Here is a 20,053-nt window from a genome sequence, read left to right as displayed (position 1 = left end):
CCACTCTCAAACTTCAAGACTTTATTATTTTCTAAACTAAACCATAAGTACGGTATTTCAAGGCTTTCAGGACTCTGAAACTTCACGACTTTATTTTAAATGTACACTTGTGATTCCCGCGTATACTTTTGTCTGCGATCGCACTCTACTACAAGCGATTGTCCCTACTTTTCCTCGCTTGATTTTTTGTATTACTCTTTCGAGCGAGGAAATCTTAGGAGCGATCGCTGTCCAACGAGTTAGATGTCTGCAAAGAACTGCTCGCGCACTGACATCGTTAAGAGGGCGTTGCTGATTGAAAGTATGAAACTGTTAACATCAGATTTACAATCTACTGCCGTAGAAGCAATTCATGAATTGCTTCTACAAAATTCATACCTCGATTCAGCAACGCCGTTAAGAGTTTAAATTTGCGAATGTGCAGCTATCTAGGCTCAATGTCCAGGAAGCCCTTTCAGACAACTTTGATTGGATGAGTGACAACAGCCCAATAGCTATAACCTTCGTCATTCCAAGGAATTTTATCCGGTTGAGTATTGCCACTAGAATCGGTGGCACGAGCACGCAAACCATAGCTTCCTGGACGAACATCCCACTCTAGATCCCATCGCACCCATGCTGAGGCAATATTCGGTTCCCGCAATCTGGCAGTTTGCCAAGTTTTACCATTATCTAAACTGACCTCTACTTTAGTAATTTTTCCTTCACCTGACCAAGAACGCCCACGAATGAGATGTTTTCCGGCCTTGATTTGTCCATCCCAAGGTAATTCAAAGGCACTTTTGACTTTTTGCGTGGTTAAGATTTGCCCCATGACTCCTTGTACTTTCAGCTTTTCTGGAACGGGATAATCTTCCCCAATTAAGACATATTTCTTAGTGTTGTATGTGGAAAACAGAGGTGTTTGTGAAACTTGAATGCTGCCAACCCATTTGGTATGAGCAATACCCACCCAACCCGGAACCAAAACTCGCATGGGAAACCCATGATCTATAGGCAGGACATCTCCATTCATGGCATAAACTAACAAGGTATCTTCTTCTAATGCCTTCTCAATAGAAAAAGGACGTTGGATTTTTTTTTCATCCAGACTGATAGGCATGACATCGCGAGCTGTGCGCTTGAGTCCTACCCGTTTCAACACCTCCCCTAAAGGAACACCAGTCCACTCAGCGACTCCAATTCCTCCCAAATTCCAAGGAGTTCCTTCTATCTTTTTGCCATAAGTTTTTTCAAAAAAGTTTCTGCCATTCCCTGCACACTCAATGGCTCGAATCACAGAAACTGAAGGCATCGACAGAATTTCATCGTAGGTAAAAGATTTCGGACGCTCAACCCCAGAACCTTCAATTTTTAACTGCCAAGTAGCTAAATCGATTTGGGGAGTTGGGTTATTATTGCGGACAAAAAACATGGCAGTTGGCACGAGATACCCTCGATTGTATAAGGCTTCCCAGCGCATTTCTAAATTACTGCCATTCTGAACAAAAAACTCTGATGGGGTTGGCTTGACAATGGAAGAAGGTTTTGGTGTTTGTGCTTGAACTTTGTTGGTTTTGTGATGCAGAGGTAGAAGCCCAGCAGTAGCTGCACTTGCACCCGCCGCTAATAGTTGCACTAGACGGCGACGGGAGATTAAGAGTGCTTTTGCACGGTATCCAATAAACTCATCAGCTCTTGCAATGTCGTAAACCTGCTCGTTGAGTAAATCTTTATTATTCATCCTTTTTGCCCTCTTTGGAGCGTTCTCGTCATTGAGAACCATGCAAATTTTATTAAACTGCTTATGGTGGGCTAATATACTCAATTTGTAATCTTATTCTACAGTTTAGTGACCGAACAAGGCAAAAGTAAAAAGTTAAAAGGCACTCATAAAGAATAAGAAAAATGTTAAGAAGTAAAAAGTTAAAAGTTAAAAGTTAAAAGTCACTCATAAAGAATAAGAAAAATGGTCACAAGCCCCTCAATTTATGATGTTGTTGGCGAATTAACAGGGGGTGTTACCAGTCTGGTGATTATCTGTCAGTGAGATTACACTTTGTGAGATTGGCGATCGTAAACTCTCTTAAGCACAAGCAGTGGGAGCAAGTGCTACAAAACGAGACTGACGGGTCTTGGTTTTAGGTACTCCCTGCAACCAACTAACCAATCGTGTTAAGTTCATGGCAACAGCGATTAAGATGTGTTGTAAGTGGGTTTTCGCTCTGCCAATGTAGCGACTGCGACGTAGTTCAAATCTCAGACTTGCTTGAGAGAAGAGGCCTTCGACCCCAGCCCGTTGTTGATATTGCTGTTTAAACTCGCTTGTGGCTTGTCGCTTTCGGGCCGTTTGCAAAGCTTCGTGGTGAAGAAGCGGTCTGAGTTTGAGCAGACGCGGAGCATTTTTGGCACGAGTACATTGGGAGCGCAACGGACAGACTTTGCAATCAGAGGCTGCAAAACGCACCTGAATGACTTGATTACCGCGCTCATCTGTTTTAGGACGCCAAGCAACATTGGTGTTGCCGACAGGACAGGTTACCTTTTGAGCTTGCCAATCAATAGCAAAACTCTTGAGGTCAAAACCATGATTGCTTTGAGCTTGCCAACAAGTGTCCACTCGAGCAGGTCCAATCAAGTCAATGTTATAGTCAATCTGACTAGTAACCAAATGCTCAGAATCTACATAGGCAGTGTCAACAAAATGCTTAGAGGGCAATAGGTCTTTTGAATCTAGAGCCTGATGAATCACTTGTGTCATTGCCCCATCAAAGGTGGTAGCAGGTGTCGTCTCAACATTGGTAATTAAGCAAGGTAGATCTTCATCACAGGTTTCACTCAGATGTACTGCATAACCTGTCCAGTTTGTATCCCTTTTGGTGCGATTACGAGCTTCTGTGTCATAGGGTGATTGAATTAGGAGTTGATTGGGTGGTAAATCGGCAGATGTTCTCCAGACGGTTGTGTTCATCTTGGAGGTCATATTGTTGCATCCAAACTTGTCGCAGGATTTCTACCGCACTTAATTGTCCTAATCCAACTGGAGCATCACTTTGATCCACTGCCGCCAACAATTGGCGTCCATCGCTACCAATAAGACGCGCCAACTCTTGTTGCTCGGCTTTAGTTTTGGGCAGACGGTATTGCTCAAATCGAACACTATACCTGTCGAACCAATCTTGACTCACCTGCCTCCTAAGCCATTCCGGTGCGAAGGCAGCTAACTCATTCAACGCATGTCTTAAAGTTTCTCCCACACACTCTAGCCGATTCAATTGACGAATTGCCCCCACTATATGGGTGGAGTCTGTCCGTGCTTTACCTCTGGTTTTAATCCAACCTTGTTCCTTAAAGTGACTTAGTATGCTATCTAGCAGTTGATTTTCCCTCCCTCCCCTAAGTAGTCGTCCTCGAAATTCGCTCAATACTGAATAATCAAAGCCACTATCCGTAATTTCTAGCCCCAAGGCATATTTCCAATCAATTCGAGAGCGCACCGCCTCTGCTGCTTGTCGGTCTGTTAGCCCTTCCGCAAATTGCATGATACTAATCAGGGCTAATTTGGCTGGTGAATAGGCTGGCTGGCCACAATCACACCGGAACAAACTCAGCAGTTCACTGTCAAAGTACAACTGTCCCAAACCATCCTGCATCTTCATGTAAACATTCCCTTTGGGAAAAGCGGCTCTGGCAATTCTTGCTGTTTCTTCTGGTATTACCCATACTTCCGTTGGATGAAGTGTCATTCTTTTTGCCCCTCGATATTTCCGCAATCTGCGACTTCTTTTCAGCCCATACTCACTATCATTTCAAAACACTGCACACATTTATCAAATTAATCAACCATCTATAACTGTGGGTATAACCCCTTACGAATTCGCCAACAACATCATTTATTTATGGGAATTTTCTTTTTACTTTTTACTTCTTAAAGGACTTACGCAAGTGTCACAAGCAATGGCGCGGTGTAACCGCCCCACACGCCAAGCAACTAGGCGATAAACATGGGAAGTTGCGTCAGTCATGCAATACATATGTACTTAAATTTAGCGATCGCCTGTGCCAGTTGCGTAAGTCCTGAGTGATTTAAGCATTTAAATAGGCGTAGATCGGCGATCGCTCAGTTTCCCCATAAGCAAAGGAAAACTGGGATAAATGAGGGCAATTACTTGAGTAGACTTTTATTTGATGCAATAAAGCCCTACTGAAATGTCCGATAATTTTCCTTTCTCCAATCAGTCGCAACTACACCAATGGCATCAGGGTATCAAAGATGCCAACCGCAATAATATTTTCTGCCATTGTCGTGGGGTGTGGCTATGAATAGATGGATTCAAGTGCCAAAGCTACGTATGTCAAATGCGACAGCAAAGATGTAGAACGTATTTCTGCTTGGCAGTTTCCTGATGATTGAATAGCGCGATCGCCTGATTAAAGTAATGATGTACTAAGAGCGATCGCACCCCAACAAATTAAGTAGAAAAAGTAAAGTTTATCAGCACTTATAACGTTACACATTGCCCCAGACATCAACTTGGCAGAGTGCGATCGCTCAGTTGGCGAGGTTGTGGGGGATGGGGTGTTGGGGGGATTGGGGTGATAGGGGGTGATCGCAGTTTCGTGGAAGGAATTAGTTTCAATCAAAAAATTGTCAAAGAACGTGTGCACTTAGCACGCCAAAGTTTCAATCTTGCCCTATTTGCTGCCGCAGTTTCTACTTTCATGAGCTTAGTTGGCGCTGGATTTCTGCTTACAGAAAAAGCGAATGATGGTGCAGTTACCGCTGCTGAGGGAATGGCTGAAGCGTGTGCGATGCGCTCAGCTTGCTAAGGAAGCCAACGATAGGCTTGACAGAGTTTTACAAGTTAAATAAGATTTGGTTGCAATTGCCTGCATCAGAAAAACCAGAGTCCGCATCCGCGCGATCGCTTTTCTAATCTAAGACGAATTCGGATGGCAGCACCCGCTAGACCGATGGGGTTAGTGGCATGACAGTCACTGCCTTAGCAGATTTTTGTTGCTTGGGGCTAGAAGTGCGGGAGCAATAAGCGATCGCCCATCACTTACTACAGAAAACACGCTTGTTATAGCTTGATCGCGATTACCTAAATGTACCTCCACACCCGAGCGACTGATAGTAGGGCTTTGTATTTACCAGATGATGATCGCTAAGAGTGCGCGAAGCGCTTTTGTGTGGGATTGAGTAATTCGTGCGCTTTTTCGTGTGCGCGAAGCGCTTTGTTACTGATTACCTATATGCTCGACGCATATCACGCTTGACTTTCTGTAATTCATTCCAACCGACCCAGGAAGTTGATAGTCCTTGTGTAACATACAGCTTCGGATGAAGTTGGGACGGCTTCTGGTTAGATGTCGCCAATTGTGCGATCGCTTTTGTTGTGAAGTTGTGTGGGGAGCGATCGCCTGACTCCCTCATTCTTGATAAGTGAGTCTTATTAACGTTATCAGCCCTTTGTTGTCAAGTGATGTTGACCTTTCGTAACAATATTGTTATATTTATTTACATAATTCAACAAATAGAGGAAACAAGCTATGTATACAACAGTTAACGAAGACGGCGTTCTCAACAACTATGCAGCTGAACCCAAGATGTACTATGCTGAGTACCCTGCAATTTGGCAACAACGCAAATACGTTATCCAAGGTATTTTTGCTACTTTAATTGTCACTACTCTAGTTTTGGTTGCTTTTAGTGTTAGCTAAGATTTTCTGCTTCTGGCTATATATCTCATCGACATTTGGATTTCTCCTAATTCCCTCGGTACTTAATGCCGGGGTTTTTTGTTTGGGTGAGCGATCGCAATCATCGCATTCAACTTTTAAAAAACATTGCAAGTGCTTGATTTCATTATTAGAGTCCAGAACGCGCATAGCGATGCCATAGTGAAAGGTTTCCTCATCGATCGACACTTTTTTTTGCCCTGCACCACAATGGCGAGAAGCGCTTCGCAGAACTCCTGTATTTCTGTGCAAGTATCGTCTTTTCGCACGAAGACTAAGGGATCGATCGCGGTCGCATGGGCACCGCCTCCCTTACCGTCAGTGTGCCGAGCGACCAGTGCCGCCAGTTCTTCACATTTGTCGATCGCGAAGCGCTGCTGTGATGGCGAAGCCTCTGGGCTAGGATAAGCGCAGATCGCGGTTTCATGGTTTAGTGTCTTGATCGTCATGCTGCTTTGGCGATCGCAGACATTGCCTTACAAGTAGGTTTCTCCAGCCAAAGTCATTTGACGCAGCAGTTTAAGCGATTCATCGGAATGACACCCAAGCAGATTCGCTAACCCCATAAGAATCTGACAAACTGCCATAAGAATCTGAAAGAAGTCAAGCATCAGAACTCAGTACGCTTCAGGTAGATAGAACGGTGGTGTTCTAGATTTGTTGCTCTTTGCCTCTTGGGTTTACATGTTGAACGTTTCAGGAGTCTTAACCAAAACATCTAAAACACTACCCAAAACAGATTGAGTGGAATCTAACACATGTTTGAAATCCAGGAGATGTTTGAGCTATGAGTCTTAAAGGAAAGGTTGCTATTATCACTGGTACTTCTCGCGGCATTGGTCGGGCTATCGCTCTCACTCTGGCTACGGCAGGGGCAACCGCGATCGTGAACTATGCTTCACAGGTCGCTAAAGCTCAAGCAGTTGTTGAAGAAATTGAGCAAGCTGGAGGTGAGGCGATCGCTCTTGGTGGCGACATGTCCAAATTGGCAGAGATAGAAGCGCTCTTTGCCAAGACTAAAGAACTGTATGGACATATCGATATTGTGGTGCACAATGCTGGTGACGATCGGATTGCTGCCGAGGCAGCCCTTAGTCAGAGCGGTCTGAGCTGAGTCTGCTTACTCAATCCGGGCGCGATCGCCCTGGGTGCTGCCGGAGCAACAGTAGTATTCTCAGGCAGACGTGATGCAGCTATGTAAGAAACTGCCAGGCTAATTCGCGAGACTGGCGCTGAATGCTGATATGTCCATTCAGATCTAACAAGTGAAGCAGACGGCATTGGTGAAGCCACCGCTAAATTACTCGCTCACAAGGGTTTACGGGTTGTGTTGGGGGCACGGCGCACCGAGCGACTCGAAGCGATCGCATCCGAAATCCGCGACAAAGGCGGCGTAGCAGAATATCGCGCCCTTGATGTGACTAGCCTCGAACAGATGCAAGCCTTTGTAGAGTTTGCAAAAGATCGGTTTGGTCGCCTTGATGTGATGGTGAACAATGCAGGCGTAATGCCGCTCTCTAAGCTAGAGGTGTTGAAGATCGATGAATGGAACCGCACGATTGATGTGAACATTCGTGGCGTACTCCACGGCATTGCTGCTGCCCTGCCCATCTTCAAGCAGCAACAATCGGGACAGTTTGTGAATCTATCCTCGATCGGCGGACATACCGTTTTTCCCAATGCTGCTGTTTACTGTGCCACCAAGTTTGCAGTCTGGGCAATCTCCGAGGGACTGCGGCAAGAATCGACGGATATCCGAGTCACGGTGATTTCGCCCGGAACGACCCAATCTGAACTCGCCAGCACTACCACCGATGCTGAAGCGGCGCAGTGGGTGGAGGGATTCCGCGAGGCAATTATTCCAGCCGATGCGATCGCCCGTGCCATTGCTTTTGCGATCGAGCAGCCAGAAGATGTGGATGTCAACGAGATTATCGTTCGACCGATCGGACAGAGCGGCTAAGCACTAGCCGACGTTGAGGCACTGAAATAGTTGTGAGCATTAGTAACTTAGGGAGCAAAATGAGAAAAAGTCAAATTACCGCCCTACAAAGGTTTTAGCGTTAGCTTGAGCGTTTCGTAAAAATGGATAAAGTCGAGCTTAGTTTGCGAGCAATCCCATGAGTAATCAAGTTGCCTGCTCCTGGAATAACCTAATCCTAATTGATTCAGGAATGCTGTATGTACTCAATTGGAAAAAGCAAATGTATCAGAAACGTCCTATGAAATTCTCGTTGCTCAATCGACGGATTTTACGACAGGTGTCTCTGGTTGCATTGGTAATCCTGGCAATATTGGCTGCAATTTGGTGGCAGCAAATCCAAACCCCCAAACAGATGACTGTAACTGTCCAAAGGCAGCAAGAAATTATTTCAGTAGACGAGCCAATTCAACCGATTCCGCAGAAGATTTACCTCAATCAAAACAAGGTTGCTTTAGGCAAGAAACTTTTTGGCGATCTGCGTCTTTCGGCAGATAATCGAATTTCCTGTCTTAGTTGCCATCATCTCAGCAAAGGAGGAGCGGATGACAAGGCTTTTTCGATAGGAGTCAACGGTGCAATTGGTAACATTAATGCACCAACCGTTTACAATGCAGCATTTAATGCCCGCTTCAATTGGAATGGCAGATTTAAGACACTGGAAAACCTTACAGAAGAAGTGATCCAAAATCCCACACTCATGGGAATCCAATGGCAGCTTTTGATGCAAAAATTGCAACAAGCGACCGAATATACACAGGCCTTTACTCAAAACTATGCCGATGGATTGACCGCAGCAAACGTCAAGGATGCGATCGCCACCTATGTGCGATCGCTATATACTCCCAACTCGCGCTTTGATCGGTACTTGCGCGGGAATAAAGGGGCCCTCACTAGCACAGAAAAAGAGGGCTATCGACTGTTTAAAGCTTACGGCTGCGTCAGCTGTCATCAAGGGATGAATGTGGGAGGCAATCTCTTCCAAAAATTCGGCATTATGGGCGATTACTTTCGCGATCGCGGCAATGTTACGAAAGCCGATTTAGGACGCTATAACGTCACCCAGGCTGAGGCAGATATGTTTGTCTTTCGAGTGCCCAGCCTCCGCAATGTTGCACTAACAGCACCCTACTTTCACGATGGCACAGCTAAGACATTAGAGAAGGCAATTACAGTGATGGCAAAATACCAGTTGGGGCGATCGCTCTCTGACAAAGACACCGACTTGATTGCCCAGTTCCTCGCGACACTGACGAGAGAACATCCAGTGTCGAATCTAAAGTAGTTAGTAGTTAGTGGTTAGTGGTTAGTAGTTAGTGGCGTAACAAGTCAAAAGTCACGCATTCAAAAAGATTCTTAGTTTTGAATTTTGAATTATTTTCTCTCCCACTCCCCCACTCCCCCACTCCTCCACTCCTCCACTCCCCCCAAAATGTTATTACCTGCACGTCTACGTCTTGGTAAATTCCTAACTGCTGTGAGCGGTTATCTGCTGCCAACAGGGGCAGTGTTGCTGTTGTTGTTTTTGTGGCCTAAATCACAAGCTGTTGACTCCGAGCAACATCTGCTTTATATCAGCAATTTACGTCAAATTCAAGAACTCGATGCCCGCATCAATCAACACGTTTTACAGACGAGGTTAGAATTGCTGCCCTACTACGATCCAATTGTGAACGAGTTGGCAGAACTAGAGCGAAATGAACTACTCCGGGTTGCTTCGCTGAACCCGGAGTTTCTCACGCCTCAACGCCCCTAGTTGCCGCATACTTCCGCATGGGGTAGAGCTAGGCGACTCCGCGTGTATAGAGGACAGTTCCTGCCCNNTTGCCCAANCGATATTGACTTGAGCGGCATTAACGTCTCTATCTTCGGTGTGGTTGCAGCTAGGATTAGAACAAAAGTGAACTCTGTCAGCTAATGTTTTAGGCGTTAATTCCCAACATTTACTACAGCGTTGAGTTGGCTTGAGTGTTTGAGTCGGAGACTCTACATAGAAGCCACCTGCCTCAGCTAATTTATACTCAAGCATTTGTCCAATCATGCCGAAGCCAACATCTAAGATGGAACGGTTAATCCCTGCTTTTTGGGCTTTGGGCTTCCCTTTCTTAGCTTTGGCTGTCATCCCCTTAACGTTTAACTTCTCACCCGCAACTAGGCTATTACCGCTAACTATGTTGCTGGTAGTTTTGTGCAACCAATCTTCTGTTTGTCTTGCTACTTTCCTCTGAAGCTTTGAAGCTTTTTGCCGTTCACGTTTCCAGCGCCGTGAGCCTTTTACCTTTTTGTTTCGTAATGGTGAACGCTTACGTCGCAATTTTTTAGATGCTACCTTAACTTTCTGTTGTCCTTCTTTGATGAAGTCAGGTTTAGCTATCTTCTCGCCAGTAGAAAGAGTGACAGCATCTTTACAGCCTAAGTCGATACCAACAGACTCGGCTCCCGTCTCGCGACTAGGGCTGCATTGAACAGTGATGGAAGCAAACCATGCGCCATTGCGGAACATGATGGTGCAAGTTGTTGGAAGCCCCCAATTTCTTGCCTTTCCTCGCATTTGAATCTTACCCAGGTTGGTAATATTCAGATGCCCGTTTTTCCCATCTGTCTCAGATTTCCAACCTGCCTTGCATNGGTAAGTNCATCCCCNATAGCGACAGGACGCTTTAAATTTTGGGTATCCTCCTAAGCCTTTAAAAAATCTCGAAAATGCAAAGTCTACCCGCTTTAAAGTAGCTTGCAGAGCATGAGAACCCAACGGCTTATACTCTGTCCATACTTCCTTGAATTCGGGTAGACAGTTTTGTTGTTCTAGGTAATTAACAGAGTGACCAAACTTTTGATATTGGGTCTTTCTGTTATACACAGCAGCGTTATACAAAGCACAGTGAAGCTTCCGCCAGTAGTGAAGTGTCTTCTCTTGCTGACGATTTGGATAGAGCTTGAATGTGATACGCCGTGTTGTTACCATGAGGAGATTATATCAATCAGTCGAACGGATGACAACCATTTATCGTAAAGGAGCACACTGCGTTTTCTCTATCCAGTTGCACACCTACTTTGTCACGGCTTACCGTCGAGAATGCCTGACACAAAAAATGGCTGAACGCTTCCAAGAGGTTGCAGCCAATGTGTTGGTAAAGAACAAGTGTATTTTGCTGGAATGCAAGGGTGAGAGTAATCACATCCACTTGCTGTTAGACATCCACCCAAGCAACAACATCTCAACGTTATTGGGGTCAATCAAATCTGCAACAAGCCGTATTCTTCGCAAAGAATTTGAATCTGAGTTAAGACCTCACTTTAAAAATTGGAGCAAGGGACTGTGGGGCGACCAACTTTATATTCGCTCCGCTGGAGGCGCACCTCTTAAGATTCTTGAGGAATACATCCAATCCCACAGTCGAGGGTGATACCCCTAAGAGCTGAAGCTGAGGGAGGGGATTGCCGCGAAGTGTTCAACATGAATTCCGGTCAGTCCAAAGGAGATATTCTCATCGTTGATGACAAGCCGGACAACCTGCGGTTGTTGTCCGCCATGTTGACCGAGCGCAGCTATGACGTGCGGGCAGTGATGAATGGTTCAACCGCACTTATGGGAGCGCAAGCACAGCCACCGGATCTTATTCTGTTGGATATCAACATGCCCGATATGAACGGCTACGATGTCTGCCAACATCTGAAGGCGAATCCGCTCACCCAGGATATTCCCATCATCTTCATCAGTGCGCTGAATGAAGTTTTGGATAAAGTCAAAGCTTTTTCTGTTGGGGGTGTCGATTACATCACCAAACCTTTTCAAGAAGAGGAAGTCTTCGCCCGCATTGAAACACAACTCTCCTTGCGTCAAATGCGAGCGACATTACAAACTCAAAATGACCGTTTGCAGCAGGCAGAAGCCGAACTCCGCAGGGCACTGGCGCAGGAACGTGAACTCAACCAGCGCATTGAAGAAATGACTGCATTAGAAGAACGCAATCGCATTGCTCGCGATATTCATGATTCGCTGGGACACTCCTTAGTTGGGCTAAACATTCAAATGGAAACAGCGCTTAAGCTTTGGAATGTGGATCTCGATCGCGCTTATGAGTTTCTATTTGAAGCGAAACAATTAGGATCTGAGGCATTGAATGCCGTTCGCAAATCCGTTGCACATATACGCCCAGACCCCTTACAAGGTCAGTTGTTGGAGAAGGCGATCGCTGCTCTTACCCAAGATTTTCACCACATCACGGGAATTGCACCCGAATGTTATATCGATCTCTCCCTGCCCTTCTCTAACTCGGTAAATACGGTTGTGTATCGCATTGTTCAGGAAGGGTTGACAAATATTAGTAAACATGCAGATGCAACAGCCATTCAGTTGCAGATCCAAACTACACCTACTGAACTGTCGCTCACACTGCAAGATAACGGCAGGGGCTTCTGTATTGATGGCAACCAGACTGGCTTTGGACTGCAAGGAGTGCGCGAACGAGTCTTGGCAGTAGGCGGACAACTAGAAATCACCAGCGAACTTGGGAATGGTTGTAGAATTACAGCCAGATTTCCCAGGGTGACGGCATGATTCAGGTTCTACTAGTCGAAGATCAAGAGGTTGTACGACGGGGTTTGAAAACCCTATTAGAAATCAAACCCGACTTTCAAGTGGTTGGAGAGGCCAGTAACGGTCAACAAGCCATTGACTTAGTTAAAACACTGCACCTCATATCTCAGCCACCAGATATTGTTCTGATGGACATTCGGATGCCAGTCATGGATGGTGTCACTGCTACTCAACAACTCTGTCAGCAGTTTCCGGGCATTAAAATTTTAGTACTTACCACCTTTGGTGATGCCAAGTACGTTGCAGAAGCCATCCGCTTTGGAGCAAAGGGATATTTGTTGAAAGATACCCCTTTAGAGGAACTGGCGGAAGCGATTCGCAGTATCGATAAAGGCTACACTCAGTTTGGCCCTGGGATTCTGGAAAAAATCGCTGCCACCACAGCCTCCCCAGAACCAGCACAATCCCAGGAACTCCCACCAGGATTTGCAGAACTTACATCCAGGGAACGGCAGGTTTTACAAATGATTGCAGCAGGTTCTAGCAATCGGGAAATTGCTGAGGCACTCTTTCTTTCAGAAGGAACGGTGAGAAACCATATCTCGCACATTCTAACTCGTCTGAATTTGCGCGATCGCACTCAAGTAGCGATTGTGGCTAATGCGTTTCTCTCATATTTAACGAGTTAACGTAAGTAGACAGGTCGCCGCTGCTTGACGTTGATTGGCAGCTGCCACTTTCACGAGGCGCAACAGATTCTCCTGTGCGTCTATTGTCGCACTCCGTCGTTGAGCCGCAGCAGTGTAAAAAATCAGCCCCAATGCCGGAATCACTGCCAGGAGGACGAGCAACACCAGGCGAAGCTGAAGGCTGGATAAGTGTCGGTGACGGAACCAAGAGCGCATTATGATTTCGCTTAACCTCCAACTTGTTGTACTAAGTCTGCGATCGCTCGGATCAATGTCTCTGGTTCTACAGGTTTAGGAATATGCTTGTGAAATCCTACGGTTAGCGCTTGTCGCTGATCTAACTCCCCAGCGTAAGCGGTGAGCGCGATCGCTTTAATTTGCCCTCCCTGATGAGGAGGTAAGCTTCTCACCTGCTGCATTAGCATATAACCATCCATCTCTGGCATCCCAATATCACTGATTAACAAATCTGGCTGGTTTTGCTCCAAAATCAAGAGAGCTTCAGGCGCGGATGCAGCCACGCTCACCTGCGCTCCATAGGCTTCCAGAAGCGTTAGCATCAGTTCGCGCATATCTGCTTCATCATCCACAACCAGAATTTTCAACTGGCTTAAATCAAAGGTTTCAGTCCCAAAAGAATGCTCCTGGACTGTTTTTGAGATGAGGGTTGGCAACGGTAGGCGAAGAGTGAAAGTTGCGCCCAGCCCTTCCCCCGGACTGTCAACCTGGATCGTGCCGCCGTGTTGCTCGGTCAGATGCCGGACGATCGCCAGTCCTAACCCCAGTCCACCAAATTTTCGGGTAATCGCCCCATCTTCCTGACGAAAATAGTCAAACACATAGGGCAAAAATTCAGGACTGATGCCTTTGCCCGTATCTTTTACCTGGATCTGAGCAAAACTATTCACGCGATCAAGCCTCACTTCTACTTGCCCACCCTGGGGCGTAAACTTGACCGCATTCGTCAGCAAGTTCCAGATAATTTGCTGGAGGCGGGCAGAATCACCGGATACAGTTCCCACATGGGCATCGAGCCTGGTTTGAATTTGAATGCTTTTGTTTTCTGCGGCTAAACGCACGGTTTCAATCGCGGCTTCAATGGTTGTTACCAAATTGACCGGACCAATATCCAGTACCATCTTGCCGCGCAGAATCCGCGAGACATCGAGGAGATCCTCAATCAGTTGGGCTTGTAGTTTGGCATTGCGTTCAATTGTCGCTAAGGCTTGGGCTGTTTTGTCCGGGGTAAATGTCCGGCTTTGCAGGAGCTTTGCCCAGCCCAGAATTGGGTTAAGAGGCGATCGCAACTCATGAGACAACACTGCCAAAAATTCATCTTTAATTCGATTTGCCGTCTCAGCCTCTGCACGAGCCGCTTGCTCAGCCGCCAAACTGCGGGCGATCGCAGCTTGAGCCTGTCTTTGTTCAGTCACGTCGCGGATTGTAACCATCGCCAGAATCACCTGTCCTTGCTTGTCACGAACGGGCGTACCGCCGTAGTTGCCAAACCAGATTTTACCCGTGTCGCGGCGATGAATCTGAATTTCACAGTTGGAAAATGTTTCACCCTGCAATGCTCTGGAGATGGGCCACTGCTCCATCGGGATGAAGTTTCCCTGCAAATCATGCACCTCAATTGTGCCAGGAAACGAGTTTAAGTGCCGTCGTACTTGCTCCACACTGTCGTATCCATGCATCGCCAGCGCTGCCGGATTAAATGTCAGAATATTGCCCTGCGGATCAGCGATTACCAAACCCTCTGTCATGCTATTAATAACGGCTTCTAGTTGTCCCAAACTCGCTTCCAATTGTTGGAGAAGTTGTTCGCGTTCGGCTTCGACTTGTTTGCGATCGCTAATGTCAGCCAACACACCAACCAAACGTACCGGCGTGCCATCCAATACACGTTCAAATTGCCCATTGAACTCAACCCAGCGCCACTGACTATCATTGCGCCGACGAATGCGGCAGATTGCATGAAAGAGAGTATTGGATCTCATGCCCTCAACTAAACACAGTTCAAACGCTTCCCTGTCTTCAGGATGAATCACGTCCATAAACTGTACTTTGTTCAATGTGCCGTCTTCGGGAGTATGCCCAAAAATTTCGTACATCTGTGGATTTTCCCAGATGGCAACATCAGCCTCGACATTCCACTCGAATACTCCCAGTTTGGCGGCACTTGTTGCCAGATTGAGGCGCTGTTCTCGTTCGCGCAGTGCTGCTTCTGCCTGTTTACGCTCTGTCAAGTCTAAGTAGAAAGCAATAATTTCTTGCTGTTGCTCGTAGGGTTCTTGAAGCAGTGCCGCCCCGATGAGAATGGGCACACGAGTTCCATCTTTGCGAATATATTCTTTCTCAAAGGGAGTTGCTACCCCCTTGGTTCTCAGTTCTACTGCGGCTTTTTCATCTAGAGGCAGAAACTCGGTTGGGGTAATATCCATCCATCGAACTTGCCCTGTTTCAATTGACTCACGAGTGTAGCCCACCATCTTGAGAAAGTAATCATTGACATAGTGAAAGCTTCCAGTAAAGCCACCAAAAGCAACGCCAAACATATTCGATTCCACCAAGCGACGGAAGCGCCGTTCACTTTCTCGCAGGGCTGCTTCCGCAATTTTGCGATCGCTGATGTCAATACTAAGACCATACCAAGCCTCAATTTGTCCATTTGGATCACAGCGTGGCAAGGCGCGGAAAGCGTGCCAGCGATATTCGCCGTCGTGACGACGATAGCGCACTTCGCCCTCGTAAGTTTCGCCTGTCTGCTGACAGCGTTCCCAATAGGGTAAAATTCGCGCTGCATCCTCTGGGTGCATTGTTTGGGCCCAACCGTAACCAACGGCTTGTGCCTCAGTTTGTCCAGTGAACTCATACCAGCGATCGTTAAAAAAGATGATTTCGCCGCTCGGTGAGCTAACCCAAACTAACGCCGGTGCGGCGTTAGCGATGGTACGAAATTCTTCTTCGCTGCGCCGCAGATTTTCTTCGGCGCGGGCGCGTTCAATTCGTATCCAGATACGCGCCGCGAGTTCTTGCACAAGTTCTATCTCGTCTTGACGCCAGCGCGATGTTGTGTTACGATTTCCCGAAAAAATGAACTTTAACTGTCCGTTGCTGACATAGGGCGCGATCAGCGTCGAGCGAACCTGGAACGGTTGATACGCTCCGTCACCTCCTTCGATGTCCAAAGCGCCGACATCATTAATGGCGACCACTTTACCTGCTTTAAGTTGTTCGATCTGGCTGTCGCTTAAATAATCGGCCAGCCGATGTTCGCCGAGTGCGTCTTTTACGTCCGGGTTGTGGTTGTTGTAAATTACCCGCGCTTCCTGTGCTGTGTCGTTGATTTCAGAGAACATCAGAATCGAAAAGTCGAAGTAACGACACATTTTCCCACCGATGCTTTCAAAAATCTCGTTGATGGTAATTGAACGAGTTAAATCTTGGCTAATGTCGGCCAGAAATTCTGTGTTTCGTTCGCGGCATTTGCGATCGCTTAGGTCGATGGCAAAAAATATCCCGCTTTCTGCATCGTCCAGGAAGGATGCCCCTCCGATGAAAATCGGAATTCGATGCCCATTTTTGTGGATGTATTCTTTTTCAAACGGAGCGCTCAAGCCTCTGGTTGCAATCTCTGCCAAGGATCGCTCGTCCAACGGCAACCATTCGGGCGGGGTGATTGTCTGCCAGTTAATCTGTCCCGCTTCTAGTTCCTGTCGGGTGTAACCGACTAGATCAAGCAAGGCATCATTGGCTTGCAATATGCCGCCTGAGCGAGTCCAGATGCCCATTGGCACCATATTACACTCAAAAGTGCGGCGGAAGCGAGCTTCACTTTGGCTCAATGCTATCTCAGCAAATTTGCGATCGCTAATGTCAAATGCGACTCCCATGCTGGAGATTGGTTTTCCGTCAGCATCATAAGTAGCATTTCCCCTCGCAGCAATCCAATGTACTGTACCATCGGGCCAAACTGTTCGATACTCAATTTCATGACGAACCAGTTGCCCGCTCTCTAGCAGGGGTCGCATTTCGTGGATTCGCTGACGATCCTCTGGATGTAGGGTGTCCAAGAAAACCTGATAGGACATTTCGGTATCCCTTGGCAGACCGAATAGCGCTTTACATTGATCCGTCCAGGTCAATGTGTCACTTTGCACATCCCAATGCCATAGCCCTAAATTTGCTCCTTCACAAGCCAATCGTAGCTGTTCTTCGCTTTGCCGGAGCGCTTCTTCTGTCTGTTTGCGATCAGTAATATCGAGAGTTACGCCGATCATGCGCAGCGGTTGACCGTTGGCATCGTAGAGCGCTCGACCTCGTGCAATAATCCAGTGAACGCTGCCGTCTAACCAAATGGTGCGATACTCGGCATTATAATCAATTCGTTGTGCGATCGCAATTGCAACCGTCTTTTGAACATACAGGCGATCATCGGGATGAATTAACTCAAATAGCCGCTCGTAGGACAATTCCGCCTCTGGGGACAAGCCAAAGTTTGCTTTACACCGATCGGAGCTATCGAGTACTCCTGTCACCAAATCGAGTTGCCAAGAGCCAAGCTTGCCCGTAGCGAGAGCAATTTTCAGCCGTTCCTCACTCTCACGCAAGGTGGCTTCATCTAGGACGCGCTGAGTAATATCAACAAATGCCCCCAGAGCGCCTCTTACCCTGCCTTGTCCATCCAATAGTGGCGAGGCATAACAGAGCAGTTTGACCATTGTGCCGTCTGGATGCACCAGATCGATGACTTCATCCCTCACCGCTGTATTGTGGATTGCCGCATACTGCATGGGCAAGGCTTCGACGGGGATCTCTTGACCCTCCCGGCATAGGCGGTAAAGTGGGCGTTCGTCGGTAGGAGCGCTATGAGAGGCATTTACCTCCACAGGCACTCTGATCAGTTCAGACATATGGGGGTTGGCGCGAATCATTCTGCACTCTGAGTCTTCAGCGATCGCCACACCAATGGGGAGTAAATTAAACAGGGTTTGTAGCTCGTTAACGCGATCCGTCAGTTGCTGGTTAAGCTGCTTCCTTTCGGCTTCGGCAATTTTGCGATCGGTGATGTCCATCAATACACCCCGCGTCGCAATCAGAGTTCCATCGGTATTGTAGGCAGAATCACCCCTGGCTAAAATCCAACGGACTGTGCCATCTGCCCACAGCGTTCGGTACTCAATTTCCGTATACATCTGACCCGCTTGCAACTCGCTAACGACCGTCTCAACGAACTGGCGATCGTCTGGATGCACCGCCGACAAAAACACCTGCATCGACATTTCTGTATCGGTAGGTAAACCAAATATCGCTTTTGCTTGGTCTGTCCAGGTCAGTGTGTCAGTTTTTACATCCCAATACCACATGCCAAGATTTGCGCCTAACGAAGCCAGCCTGAGTTGTTCTTCACTCTCTCGTAAAGCGGCTTCGGCAATTTTGCGATCAGTGATGTCAACGGCAACCCCGTAAATTACCTGTTCTTCTAGATACGCCTGTGCTTTCCAGAGCAACCAACGGTAGGAGCCATCTTTGTGTCGATAACGGTTTTCAAACGCAGAAGTTTCGTTACCCAAGAACAGACTATTGGCTTGCGAAACAGATGCGCTAATGTCGTCCGGGTGGACAAAATCAGTCCAGGGACGGGATGTTATTTCGTCGCTTGTCCAGCCGAGTGTTCGTTCAAAGGTCTGGCTGACCCATTGGAAATAACCATTGATACCAGCGATCACTTGCAAATCTGAACCAACAGCGAGAAATCGCTCCCGTTCTCGTTCAACCTGTTTGCGATCGCTGATATTGGTGAACAGGATGGCGAACTTGTGGCTTTGCGGGTCATCGACGCAAAAAGCGTTGACATCAAACCAACGATTGTTCATGGCGAACGATTGATCCTCAAACCGAATCGGTTCGCCTGTCAGCACGACTCTGCCGTAAATCTCAAACCAATGGTCTTCAAGATTGGGGACAAGTTCTCGCGCCGTTTTACCCGTTGCTTGTTGGAGTCCCGTTAGCCTTTCAAAGACCGGATTAACTTCAACAAACCGATAATCAGTTGGTTCACCGTTTTCGTCAAACAGCATTTCGCAGATGCAGAAGCCTTCGTCGATCGACTCAAACAACTTGCGGTATTTTGCTTCGGATTCGCGCAGGGCAAAATTAGAGCGATCGCGCTCAAACACGATGCTGGCAACTTGGGTGGCAAAATCTGCCAGTTGGTACTCCCAATCAGTCGGCATCCGTGCTTGGTCAAAGCAAAGCATCAGCGATCCAAGGGGTAGACCATCCACGCCTATCACCGGCTGGGAATGACACGCCAAAATGCCGTGAGTCACACATAAATTTCGCCATTCAATAGACCAGCGATCGTCGTTGGCAATGTCGGCGCAGGTAATCGGCTCACCCCGATACACTGCCTCGCCGCAGGTTCCAATGCATAAATCGTTAATTGGAGCATCCTTGAGTCCTTGCCCAAACGACGGTGGAAAATCTGGGGTGATGGAACTCTTAAACGTCCGTCGCTGGGCATCGCTCAGCAGGAAGCAGGCGCGTGTACCTGGATTAAGCCCAGATACTGAAGCACATGTGGCTGTAAGGCATTCAGAGAGCGGGTGTCCTGAAGCAATTAACAAAAGCAGTCGCTTCTGCTCGACTAGCATGAGTTCCGCCCGTTTGCGTTTCCGGCGTTCTTGGGTTTCTCGCAGTGCCCGTTGCACGGATGGCACTAGTCGCCCTAGCCGTTGCTTCAACACATAATCCGTGGCTCCACGCTTGAGCGTTTCGATCGCCAACTCCTCGCCCAAACTGGCAGTAACAAAAATAAAGGGAGCTTCCGAACAGAGGTTGCGGGCAATTTCCAGAGCAGCCAGGCCATCAAATTCCGGTAGTGCATAATCGGCTAGAATCAGGTCAAATACATCATTCTCCAGTGCCGTCACAAAGTTGGAGCGGGTTTTTACTATCAGCAATTCACAGTCAATGCCGCCATCAAGCAGGGTGGCTTTAATTACATCTGCATCTAGGGGATTGTCTTCAAGCAAGAGAAACCGGAGTGCCATTATCGTTCCTCCTGCTGGAATTTAGGTAACGATAAATAGCACATCGTGCTGTGAGCGACTACAA

General features: G+C 47.3%; 18 protein-coding genes and 1 pseudogene. 11 read left to right on the top strand and 8 right to left on the bottom strand.

Going from position 1 to position 20,053, the window contains the following annotated elements:
• Positions 1–109: 109 nt before the first annotated feature.
• Positions 110–295 (top strand): hypothetical protein, encoded by a 186-nt coding sequence (locus FIS9605_RS42605; RefSeq protein ID WP_155960403.1) that lies wholly within the window; start codon positions 110–112, stop codon positions 293–295.
• 159 nt (positions 296–454) lie between these two features.
• Here FIS9605_RS42605 and FIS9605_RS0111500 read toward each other — a convergent pair whose 3' ends face one another.
• The 3 genes and pseudogenes from FIS9605_RS0111500 to FIS9605_RS42600 all read right to left on the bottom strand — a co-directional run bounded on the left by FIS9605_RS0111500 (position 455) and on the right by FIS9605_RS42600 (position 4,623).
• Positions 455–1,723, bottom strand: a complete 1,269-nt coding sequence (locus FIS9605_RS0111500) for a sulfite oxidase (protein ID WP_026732717.1) — start codon at positions 1,721–1,723, stop codon at positions 455–457.
• A gap of 342 nt (positions 1,724–2,065) precedes the next feature.
• Positions 2,066–3,725, bottom strand: a pseudogene (locus FIS9605_RS36840) (IS1182 family transposase).
• Positions 3,726–4,410: 685 nt separating this feature from the next.
• Positions 4,411–4,623: a hypothetical protein gene (locus FIS9605_RS42600; RefSeq protein WP_155960402.1), complete on the bottom strand. Its 213-nt coding sequence runs from the start codon at positions 4,621–4,623 to the stop codon at positions 4,411–4,413.
• Positions 4,624–4,641: 18 nt separating this feature from the next.
• Between FIS9605_RS42600 and FIS9605_RS36835 the strand changes: the two genes are divergently transcribed.
• A complete protein-coding gene (locus FIS9605_RS36835) occupies positions 4,642–4,809 on the top strand; it encodes a TRADD-N-associated membrane domain-containing protein (RefSeq protein WP_231510294.1) in 168 nt (55 codons plus the stop codon).
• Positions 4,810–5,227: 418 nt separating this feature from the next.
• On the opposite strand, the gene FIS9605_RS42595 is transcribed toward FIS9605_RS36835, so the two are convergent.
• Positions 5,228–5,416 (bottom strand): hypothetical protein, encoded by a 189-nt coding sequence (locus FIS9605_RS42595; RefSeq protein ID WP_155960401.1) that lies wholly within the window; start codon positions 5,414–5,416, stop codon positions 5,228–5,230.
• Positions 5,417–5,532: 116 nt separating this feature from the next.
• Between FIS9605_RS42595 and psb34 the strand changes: the two genes are divergently transcribed.
• A complete protein-coding gene (gene psb34, locus FIS9605_RS42590) occupies positions 5,533–5,703 on the top strand; it encodes a photosystem II assembly protein Psb34 (RefSeq protein WP_026732716.1) in 171 nt (56 codons plus the stop codon).
• A 116-nt stretch (positions 5,704–5,819) separates the two neighbouring features.
• On the opposite strand, the gene FIS9605_RS0111480 is transcribed toward psb34, so the two are convergent.
• Positions 5,820–6,170: a hypothetical protein gene (locus FIS9605_RS0111480; RefSeq protein WP_026732715.1), complete on the bottom strand. Its 351-nt coding sequence runs from the start codon at positions 6,168–6,170 to the stop codon at positions 5,820–5,822.
• 6 nt (positions 6,171–6,176) lie between these two features.
• Between FIS9605_RS0111480 and FIS9605_RS40850 the strand changes: the two genes are divergently transcribed.
• The 5 genes from FIS9605_RS40850 (at position 6,177) to FIS9605_RS42585 (ending at position 9,458) form a co-directional block, all read left to right on the top strand.
• The gene (locus FIS9605_RS40850) at positions 6,177–6,281 is read left to right on the top strand and encodes an AraC family transcriptional regulator (RefSeq protein ID WP_231510293.1); all 105 of its coding nucleotides are present in this window, start codon (positions 6,177–6,179) and stop codon (positions 6,279–6,281) included.
• A gap of 227 nt (positions 6,282–6,508) precedes the next feature.
• On the top strand, positions 6,509–6,835 hold the full coding sequence (locus FIS9605_RS36830; RefSeq protein ID WP_051469974.1) for an SDR family NAD(P)-dependent oxidoreductase: 327 nt from the start codon (positions 6,509–6,511) through the stop codon (positions 6,833–6,835).
• A 213-nt stretch (positions 6,836–7,048) separates the two neighbouring features.
• The gene (locus tag FIS9605_RS36825; protein WP_442854698.1) at positions 7,049–7,684 is read left to right on the top strand and encodes an SDR family oxidoreductase; all 636 of its coding nucleotides are present in this window, start codon (positions 7,049–7,051) and stop codon (positions 7,682–7,684) included.
• Between the two features lie 157 nt (positions 7,685–7,841).
• Entirely contained in the window at positions 7,842–8,987 is a 1,146-nt protein-coding gene (locus FIS9605_RS0111465; RefSeq protein ID WP_197036022.1) for a cytochrome-c peroxidase, read from the top strand.
• Between the two features lie 84 nt (positions 8,988–9,071).
• On the top strand, positions 9,072–9,458 hold the full coding sequence (locus FIS9605_RS42585; RefSeq protein ID WP_231510292.1) for a DAHL domain-containing protein: 387 nt from the start codon (positions 9,072–9,074) through the stop codon (positions 9,456–9,458).
• Here FIS9605_RS42585 and FIS9605_RS0111460 read toward each other — a convergent pair.
• Positions 9,405–10,667, bottom strand: coding sequence for an RNA-guided endonuclease InsQ/TnpB family protein (locus FIS9605_RS0111460; RefSeq protein ID WP_035139531.1), 1,263 nt, complete (start codon positions 10,665–10,667; stop codon positions 9,405–9,407). The genes FIS9605_RS42585 and FIS9605_RS0111460 overlap by 54 nt on opposite strands.
• Positions 10,668–10,695: 28 nt before the next feature.
• Here FIS9605_RS0111460 and tnpA point away from each other — a divergent pair, with 28 nt between their 5' ends.
• The 3 genes from tnpA to FIS9605_RS0111445 are packed head-to-tail and all read left to right on the top strand — an operon-like array spanning position 10,696 to position 12,931.
• Positions 10,696–11,109, top strand: a complete 414-nt coding sequence (tnpA, locus tag FIS9605_RS0111455; protein WP_026731291.1) for an IS200/IS605 family transposase — start codon at positions 10,696–10,698, stop codon at positions 11,107–11,109.
• 50 nt (positions 11,110–11,159) lie between these two features.
• A complete protein-coding gene (locus tag FIS9605_RS0111450; protein WP_026732712.1) occupies positions 11,160–12,263 on the top strand; it encodes an ATP-binding response regulator in 1,104 nt (367 codons plus the stop codon).
• Positions 12,260–12,931, top strand: a complete 672-nt coding sequence (locus FIS9605_RS0111445) for a response regulator transcription factor (protein ID WP_026732711.1) — start codon at positions 12,260–12,262, stop codon at positions 12,929–12,931. Before FIS9605_RS0111450 ends, FIS9605_RS0111445 begins: the two co-directional genes overlap by 4 nt.
• On the opposite strand, the gene FIS9605_RS0111440 is transcribed toward FIS9605_RS0111445, so the two are convergent.
• Positions 12,920–13,147, bottom strand: a complete 228-nt coding sequence (locus tag FIS9605_RS0111440; RefSeq protein WP_026732710.1) for a hypothetical protein — start codon at positions 13,145–13,147, stop codon at positions 12,920–12,922. The two genes, FIS9605_RS0111445 and FIS9605_RS0111440, sit on opposite strands and share 12 nt — an antisense overlap.
• Before the next feature lie 11 nt (positions 13,148–13,158).
• Positions 13,159–19,989 carry a PAS domain S-box protein gene (locus FIS9605_RS43970; protein WP_051469973.1) on the bottom strand — a complete coding sequence of 2,277 codons (6,831 nt, stop codon included), beginning with the start codon at positions 19,987–19,989 and terminating at the stop codon, positions 13,159–13,161.
• Positions 19,990–20,053: the final 64 nt, after the last annotated feature.

It is taken from the genome of Fischerella sp. PCC 9605 (genome assembly GCF_000517105.1).
In the GTDB taxonomy this organism is placed as follows: domain Bacteria; phylum Cyanobacteriota; class Cyanobacteriia; order Cyanobacteriales; family Nostocaceae; genus PCC9605.
The sequence above is the reverse complement of the archived record's forward strand: the minus strand, read 5'-3'. Positions and strand labels throughout refer to the sequence as shown.